The organism is Candidatus Culexarchaeum yellowstonense (assembly GCF_024707025.1).
Classification (GTDB): Archaea; Thermoproteota; Methanomethylicia; order Culexarchaeales; family Culexarchaeaceae; genus Culexarchaeum.
On record NZ_JANGFQ010000225.1, the window covers coordinates 1 to 5,642 of the forward strand.

Sequence of the window (5,642 nt, forward strand, 5' to 3'; positions counted from 1 at the left end):
ATACAGTGCACCATACCGTGGAAGGTTGAGTTGGGTTAAAAGATACTGTGTATTGAAGCTAAAGCCAAACGGTAAATGTCCAATGCAAACCCCAATAGTGGGGTGAAAAGAAATGAAATGTGTAATATGTGGTAAGCCAGCCGAATACGTCTTCATCCTCTTCGGTAGTGGAGGAAGCTTCTGTGAAGAATGCTTCAAAGAAGTAAAGAAGGGGCTCGGCGAAAAGGTAAAGGAGTTCGAAAAAATGATATTGGAAGAAGCAAAAAGGGAATCTGAGAAAATGAGGGGATAAGTGAAATTGATAAAATGCGTAAAATGTGGTGGGGAGGCTGAATACATTTTCTTTGGATTCTCATATTGCAAGGAACATTACGAAGAAGCAATTAAGATGCATAATGGATTTATGAAATTCCTCAATGCTCTAATTGAAGCGTTTGAAAAATCGAGGGAGGAGATCCTGCATGAGCGAGATAAATGAGGAGATTTTGGAGAGGATGTGGGAGGAAATTGAATACGTAATATTCAAATATGCATTCAACAAGGGGAGAGACGTAGTCATAGGGAAGATTGCCGAGAGACCAAACTACATTTGGATAGAAGTTACAGGTCCAATAAGGCCAGAATCGGGGTTAAACTACATATTGATAAGCAAACTATACCCTGAAAACGTTGAGAAGGCATATGAATGGCTGAAGGCTACATTCGAGTATTGCTTAAAGAAGACTGAAGAAGTTTGGGGTAAATTCATAAAGGAAATGAGGGGGAGCGAAGATGGGTGAAGCCGAGAATTTCGAGGAGGCTATAATGGAGGTGAAGGAGGCAATCTTAACAAAGGACCCAGAGAAGTTTAAGGGTCGTGATGGCAAAGAATGGTGGTCTCTCCACTACGCACCTAAGGAATATGCAGAATATTCATGGTGGGAAACTGCCGTTACAAGGGAAATATGCCCAGAAGTCGAGAGTTTGAAAAAGGGCGACAGGATAATCGTGAAATTAAAGGGCAGCAGAGTTGTAAAAGTGGAGAAAGTTAAAGGAGAGGTGAGTGAAAGTTATGATCAAGGATGTAACTGATGAATTTATAGTTGAAGGTCTACATGTACCCAGAGTTCCAAATCCCCTGATAATAGAGCTTAGACATAAACCATGTCTATCCACAATTTGGGTTGAAGCACTCATCGATGAAAAGTTCCACTGTGCTGCTTGTAAAAAAGACTATCGACTTGTAAACATATATCCATTAAAGATCATGGAGGTGAATTGAATGTCTGAAGTGAAGGTGGAAAACCGTGGAAAAATAGTTGGTTTAATGAGGATTCTTGAGAAGGTTTGGGAATCCATATCATATGAAACTGACATTATAAATGAGGTGAGATGGCTACTCATGGAATTGGGCATAACTATAGAGGCAGATAAAGCACAAAGGATAATTGAAAAGTTTGACAGTGCATTAAACGATCTATGGGATATCATAGAGGAAATCAAGAGGAAAGTATGAGGTGAAACTTATGGGTTTGGATAAATATGCCCTCAAGTATTCAGTTATAATTTCGCTACTCATATTTTGGATCATAATTTGGGGATTCATAACATACTACTGCATTATGGATGCATATGCCAGGGGGAGTGGAATGCAGAGCGTAATAGGATGCACAATACTTGAATCCATACTAATCATAACGTTAACCGCAATAATATCCAGAGTTGAGGAGCGTGAATGAAAGTTGAATTTGCATTGTGTTGGTTGCGGTTCAATTATACCTTGGGATGGTAAGGGGCTATTCGCATACACATGCCATTGTGGTGGAACAGTCTTCGCAGATGATATGGGGAGAATGTACTTTCCAGCAAGCCTAATCATGGATTTATATGAGGGGAAGGAGCTTGCACACATAGACTACTACGTTGGAATAAGCAACCATATGAGCAGGGAGAAGCAAGAGTTGATAGAGTTCCTAAAAGCTAACGGTGCAAAGTGGAGTTGGGAATGCCCAAAATGCAGAGGGAAGATCGTAAAACACATTGCACTACAAGTAAAATTGAAGCTCATAAGATTCCAACTACACCCAGAACTAGAAAAGCTCATAGAAGAGGAATTGAGGAAAGAGGTGAAGTGAATTGAAGGTTAGCTATCATGGAATAGTTAGAGTTCTAGCAAACATAACAGCTATCTTCAATGCACTCTACATGCTCATAATAATATTCGATCCTGAAGTTTTACATTCAATCCATTGGAGGTTGCCACTCATCTTCATATTACTGTATTCTACAATTGGAATATACAGTTTAATTGAAGAGGAATTGAAGTTGGAGGGGTAGGAATGGACATTGCTGAAATGATATGGGGATTGATATTGGGTGCTTTTGGGGGGTTCCTATTCCTAGCCATATTGGCTACAATAATATATTTCAGGGAGGGGGTTGAGGGGAAATCTGTAAAGCCATATAGGATATTCTATGTTCCAATGGAAGAGAAGGGGTGGAAGTTTCAAAGCATATTGATTGAAGCTAGGGATGTGGATGAAGCCATAGAGAAGTTCATGAGGAAGGTTGGAGTATTCGACATTGCATACATAGTTGAAGCCACGAGGGGAGTGTGGTTTGGATATAGGGAACGTGAAAAACTTCCAATAGGTGAAACCCATGTCTAGGGAATTGAGGAAACGTTGGGTTTTCTGGGTTAAGGGTAGAAGGGTTGTTGGTGAAGGGGAGGGGGAAGTGAAAGTTATTGTATATTTCAAGGAGCCAGTATCAATGGAGGAGGCTAAAAAATTGTTGGGGTTGATCTAAATGAGCGAGAAATATCCATGCATATATGGTTTAAGGGATCATTGTGAGGCAATAGAGTTTGCATTTAAGATCGTCACTGGAGGGTTTGAGAGGGAGCTGAAGTATCTATCACAAATGGTTCCCGAACCGAAGACTGATGAGGAGAGGTTCGTAAAGAAGGTTATGGAGGCAATATACAAGTATACACCTCAAATAGTCATCCCACAAGCCAGCAGAACATTGATAGAGCAAACTGCAAACATAATAGTATACTTCTGCAAAGACTGCCCACATAGATTGAATGCAATAAAGAAGTATGAACCATCAACTGCAACTTCATATTATCCAAGCCCAAGGCATGTGGGTGAAGTAAGTTGAGGGTTTGGATGGACCTGATGTATTTTATGGGTGGATATAAGCCCCATCCAAAAATTGACAAACCATTAAGCATAGTTGAAGCTATGGAGGTAATTGAGAGGGAGAAATGCAGTCCAGGAATGAAGGAGGCACTTTTAGAAGCACTCTTAAACAATGAACTTCAAGTTTGGGTTTGCTTTGACGGGAAAATACGATACCAGTATGTTGGAGGGTGAATGATAAATGGTGAAACTTGTATATACAATTGAGAGGAAGGAGGACCTCCTCAAAATAAAGCCTGAAGTTTGGCGTGGAATAAAACGTTTCAGAATGCACATTATACATCCAAACGCATTGAAATTCGACTTCCTATTACATTTGCCAAGTCATAGGCTTAGGTCCGCTGCATGGAGCTTCATTGAACTATTGAATAGAATAATGCTTAGGGGGAGGATACTGGTTGAATTTGAATTATAGTAAGCGTAGGAGCGATTTCTACATGGAACTATTCATGAACCTCCTTCCTTTAGTCTACACTATACTTGCAGCTATAGTTACATGGACATATATAACGACATACCATGCCGATCCACTTGCCACCATATCTTTAAACATGTTTTACGCATTGCTCGGAGTACTATGGTGGATATGGCTTGACACCAGGGGGGATTGCTAATTGAAATTTGAATTTACAAGTATACCGTGCCACGGCACATTGACAGTGACATTTGTGGACCCAAGTAACGGTGACAAGATCGTTAAGAGGATCCCATGCCCTGGAGTTATGACCCCACAAATACGTGAAATCGCAAACGGCATAATTGAGGTCCGATGGGTTTGCTCAAAATGCGGGTCCATTAAGGGGGCGATAATTGGTGGAGGCTTCTAACCCATATGTGAAGGTTAAAACACTATATAATCCAGTAAACATGCTTGAAAGTCAAACCCACTATGGCATTATGGGAGCTGTAAGTGAAGTTAAAAAACGTAATGGTTGGGATTGGTGTATAGAAATATTCCTTGGAACAATATGGTATGCAGTTGATGGAAACTTCAGGAAATTCGTTGAGGAATTATGTAGGACTTGGCTTGAAGAATACCTCCACATGATCTACAATTGGGAAAAGAAAACGCAACCCAAAAAACTCCAAACTGGACCATTACATGAGGAGAGGATCGTTGGATTATGGGTTAAGAAGCTGCTTAGGGGGAGGCGTAAATGAAATTGAAGGATGCCGTTAAGGACCTTGTGAAGTGCATCGTATACAACGCTGTTGCAAGCCTAATATTCCCAATACTGCTTGCAATTATACCAGTAGCATACCTAGTAGGCTGGATACTGCGGAAGATTAGGAAGCATAAAAATATTTTTTCTCCATAAAATAATTTGGGGGAGGTGAAAACGGGTTGGTTGAGATAATTGAGGATTGGAACATGCTTATGGAGCATGCAAGATACTGCCACATGATCGTCTACAAGATCAACAGATTGCCAGAAGGAGTAAGGCTTAGGGTTCGTGTAGGAAGCTTCGGCTATGATAAGGTCCTAAGCGAAAAGGAAGCTAAGGAGAAGGAGGAATACTTGAAGCAGATCGGTGCAGTGAAGATCGTGGATTCAGTTGCAGACAACCTATTCTTCGTAGGCTAAACCGTTAAATTTATATATTTTTTGCGAGATCATCACCACCACATATTTTTGCACATTCAAACCTATTTCCCCGTCAAAAACGTGTGGTCAGCGATATATTTTGATTTCAACTTGATAGCACATGCACGGTTGGGATATGCTTATGATATATTCCCAATATCAGTGAGAGAGGATTCATCATTTAATCAGCAACAACCCAATCATCATCTAATAATGAATTCAACTATTCTCCTATATAAGTGAACCTTTATTTCCAGTGGAAGAGGGTATAGTATATGGTTTAATAGATTTTTTAATAAATAATTAAATATTTATACCCATATCATAATATATGTTTTTTGGAGTGGAAGTATGGGTAGGAAGAGGAAGATAAATGATGGAGTTATATTGACGATCTATCTTCCAAGGGATTTGTACATGGTTCTCTTGGATATGGCGTATAGGGAGAGGAAGAGTGTAAGCGAATACATCCGTGAAAGACTGCATTCACTCATAAACCCCCAAATGAAGGTCATGAATGGTGGAAGCATAGTGGACTTGGATGGGGTGAAGAAGGATTTAATCTTGGAGGAAGCTTGGGAGAAGCTTGAAAACCTCAGGAAGCTTATAGATAAACTTGAAGGTGCAACTCCATCTGAGAGGATGACGCTGAAATACTATGAGTTGAAGCAAACCATCAGGAGGCTTGCAGTGGAACTTATAGACTACGTGAACAAGAACTGCATAGACGACAAGAAACTCCTCAATGAAGCCTCAAACATACTTAGAAGACTGAACAGTAAAAACTAAGACGCAAAATCCACTAAACCACACATAATTTTTATATGATCGTATGAAACGTAAACCTTAAAATCATACCAAGAAATCAGAAA

Annotated in this window: 20 protein-coding genes; all 20 read left to right on the forward strand. The window is 40.0% G+C overall.

Features of this window, described 5'->3' with window-relative positions; translation table 11 throughout:
- Positions 1-112 precede the first annotated feature (112 nt).
- Positions 113-292: a hypothetical protein gene (locus tag MRT15_RS11595; RefSeq protein ID WP_304330408.1), complete on the forward strand. Its 180-nt coding sequence runs from the start codon at positions 113-115 to the stop codon at positions 290-292.
- Complete coding sequence (locus tag MRT15_RS11600; protein ID WP_304330410.1) at positions 293-478, forward strand: hypothetical protein; 186 nt, start codon at positions 293-295, stop codon at positions 476-478.
- A complete protein-coding gene (locus MRT15_RS11605) occupies positions 462-779 on the forward strand; it encodes a hypothetical protein (protein ID WP_304330411.1) in 318 nt (105 codons plus the stop codon). The genes MRT15_RS11600 and MRT15_RS11605 overlap by 17 nt, the downstream gene beginning before the upstream one ends.
- Positions 772-1,071: a hypothetical protein gene (locus MRT15_RS11610; RefSeq protein ID WP_304330412.1), complete on the forward strand. Its 300-nt coding sequence runs from the start codon at positions 772-774 to the stop codon at positions 1,069-1,071. The genes MRT15_RS11605 and MRT15_RS11610 overlap by 8 nt, the downstream gene beginning before the upstream one ends.
- Positions 1,052-1,261 carry a hypothetical protein gene (locus tag MRT15_RS11615; protein WP_304330414.1) on the forward strand — a complete coding sequence of 70 codons (210 nt, stop codon included), beginning with the start codon at positions 1,052-1,054 and terminating at the stop codon, positions 1,259-1,261. Before MRT15_RS11610 ends, MRT15_RS11615 begins: the two co-directional genes overlap by 20 nt.
- Positions 1,262-1,495, forward strand: coding sequence for a hypothetical protein (locus MRT15_RS11620; protein WP_304330415.1), 234 nt, complete (start codon positions 1,262-1,264; stop codon positions 1,493-1,495).
- A gap of 10 nt (positions 1,496-1,505) precedes the next feature.
- Positions 1,506-1,718 (forward strand): hypothetical protein, encoded by a 213-nt coding sequence (locus MRT15_RS11625; RefSeq protein ID WP_304330416.1) that lies wholly within the window; start codon positions 1,506-1,508, stop codon positions 1,716-1,718.
- Positions 1,719-1,721: 3 nt separating this feature from the next.
- Positions 1,722-2,114 (forward strand): hypothetical protein, encoded by a 393-nt coding sequence (locus MRT15_RS11630; RefSeq protein WP_304330417.1) that lies wholly within the window; start codon positions 1,722-1,724, stop codon positions 2,112-2,114.
- 1 nt (position 2,115) lies between these two features.
- On the forward strand, positions 2,116-2,316 hold the full coding sequence (locus tag MRT15_RS11635; protein WP_304330419.1) for a hypothetical protein: 201 nt from the start codon (positions 2,116-2,118) through the stop codon (positions 2,314-2,316).
- Positions 2,317-2,318: 2 nt separating this feature from the next.
- The gene (locus tag MRT15_RS11640; RefSeq protein WP_304330421.1) at positions 2,319-2,648 is read left to right on the forward strand and encodes a hypothetical protein; all 330 of its coding nucleotides are present in this window, start codon (positions 2,319-2,321) and stop codon (positions 2,646-2,648) included.
- Positions 2,641-2,787 carry a hypothetical protein gene (locus tag MRT15_RS11645; RefSeq protein ID WP_304330423.1) on the forward strand — a complete coding sequence of 49 codons (147 nt, stop codon included), beginning with the start codon at positions 2,641-2,643 and terminating at the stop codon, positions 2,785-2,787. The genes MRT15_RS11640 and MRT15_RS11645 overlap by 8 nt, the downstream gene beginning before the upstream one ends.
- Entirely contained in the window at positions 2,788-3,144 is a 357-nt protein-coding gene (locus tag MRT15_RS11650) for a hypothetical protein (protein ID WP_304330424.1), read from the forward strand. It begins immediately after the preceding gene.
- Positions 3,141-3,359, forward strand: a complete 219-nt coding sequence (locus tag MRT15_RS11655) for a hypothetical protein (RefSeq protein WP_304330425.1) — start codon at positions 3,141-3,143, stop codon at positions 3,357-3,359. The genes MRT15_RS11650 and MRT15_RS11655 overlap by 4 nt, the downstream gene beginning before the upstream one ends.
- Before the next feature lie 7 nt (positions 3,360-3,366).
- Positions 3,367-3,600, forward strand: coding sequence for a hypothetical protein (locus tag MRT15_RS11660; RefSeq protein ID WP_304330426.1), 234 nt, complete (start codon positions 3,367-3,369; stop codon positions 3,598-3,600).
- Positions 3,584-3,799 (forward strand): hypothetical protein, encoded by a 216-nt coding sequence (locus MRT15_RS11665; protein WP_304330427.1) that lies wholly within the window; start codon positions 3,584-3,586, stop codon positions 3,797-3,799. The genes MRT15_RS11660 and MRT15_RS11665 overlap by 17 nt, the downstream gene beginning before the upstream one ends.
- A complete protein-coding gene (locus MRT15_RS11670; RefSeq protein WP_304330428.1) occupies positions 3,800-4,012 on the forward strand; it encodes a hypothetical protein in 213 nt (70 codons plus the stop codon).
- Positions 3,996-4,346 (forward strand): hypothetical protein, encoded by a 351-nt coding sequence (locus MRT15_RS11675; protein ID WP_304330429.1) that lies wholly within the window; start codon positions 3,996-3,998, stop codon positions 4,344-4,346. Before MRT15_RS11670 ends, MRT15_RS11675 begins: the two co-directional genes overlap by 17 nt.
- Positions 4,343-4,504 (forward strand): hypothetical protein, encoded by a 162-nt coding sequence (locus MRT15_RS11680; protein ID WP_304330430.1) that lies wholly within the window; start codon positions 4,343-4,345, stop codon positions 4,502-4,504. Before MRT15_RS11675 ends, MRT15_RS11680 begins: the two co-directional genes overlap by 4 nt.
- A 26-nt stretch (positions 4,505-4,530) precedes the next feature.
- The gene (locus tag MRT15_RS11685; RefSeq protein WP_304330431.1) at positions 4,531-4,770 is read left to right on the forward strand and encodes a hypothetical protein; all 240 of its coding nucleotides are present in this window, start codon (positions 4,531-4,533) and stop codon (positions 4,768-4,770) included.
- 351 nt (positions 4,771-5,121) lie between these two features.
- Entirely contained in the window at positions 5,122-5,559 is a 438-nt protein-coding gene (locus MRT15_RS11690) for a hypothetical protein (RefSeq protein WP_304330432.1), read from the forward strand.
- Positions 5,560-5,642: the final 83 nt, after the last annotated feature.

What these genes read in the sequence shown, in the direction of transcription:
- MRT15_RS11595 (WP_304330408.1), top strand. Translation starts at nt 113, where the DNA reads ATGAAATGTGTAATATGTGGTAAGCCAGCCGAATACGTCTTCATCCTC.
- MRT15_RS11605 (WP_304330411.1), top strand. Translation starts at nt 462, where the DNA reads ATGAGCGAGATAAATGAGGAGATTTTGGAGAGGATGTGGGAGGAAATT.
- MRT15_RS11610 (WP_304330412.1), top strand. Translation starts at nt 772, where the DNA reads ATGGGTGAAGCCGAGAATTTCGAGGAGGCTATAATGGAGGTGAAGGAG.
- MRT15_RS11615 (WP_304330414.1), top strand. Translation starts at nt 1,052, where the DNA reads ATGATCAAGGATGTAACTGATGAATTTATAGTTGAAGGTCTACATGTA.
- MRT15_RS11620 (WP_304330415.1), top strand. Translation starts at nt 1,262, where the DNA reads ATGTCTGAAGTGAAGGTGGAAAACCGTGGAAAAATAGTTGGTTTAATG.
- MRT15_RS11625 (WP_304330416.1), top strand. Translation starts at nt 1,506, where the DNA reads ATGGGTTTGGATAAATATGCCCTCAAGTATTCAGTTATAATTTCGCTA.
- MRT15_RS11640 (WP_304330421.1), top strand. Translation starts at nt 2,319, where the DNA reads ATGGACATTGCTGAAATGATATGGGGATTGATATTGGGTGCTTTTGGG.
- MRT15_RS11645 (WP_304330423.1), top strand. Translation starts at nt 2,641, where the DNA reads ATGTCTAGGGAATTGAGGAAACGTTGGGTTTTCTGGGTTAAGGGTAGA.
- MRT15_RS11650 (WP_304330424.1), top strand. Translation starts at nt 2,788, where the DNA reads ATGAGCGAGAAATATCCATGCATATATGGTTTAAGGGATCATTGTGAG.
- MRT15_RS11660 (WP_304330426.1), top strand. Translation starts at nt 3,367, where the DNA reads ATGGTGAAACTTGTATATACAATTGAGAGGAAGGAGGACCTCCTCAAA.
- MRT15_RS11680 (WP_304330430.1), top strand. Translation starts at nt 4,343, where the DNA reads ATGAAATTGAAGGATGCCGTTAAGGACCTTGTGAAGTGCATCGTATAC.
- MRT15_RS11690 (WP_304330432.1), top strand. Translation starts at nt 5,122, where the DNA reads ATGGGTAGGAAGAGGAAGATAAATGATGGAGTTATATTGACGATCTAT.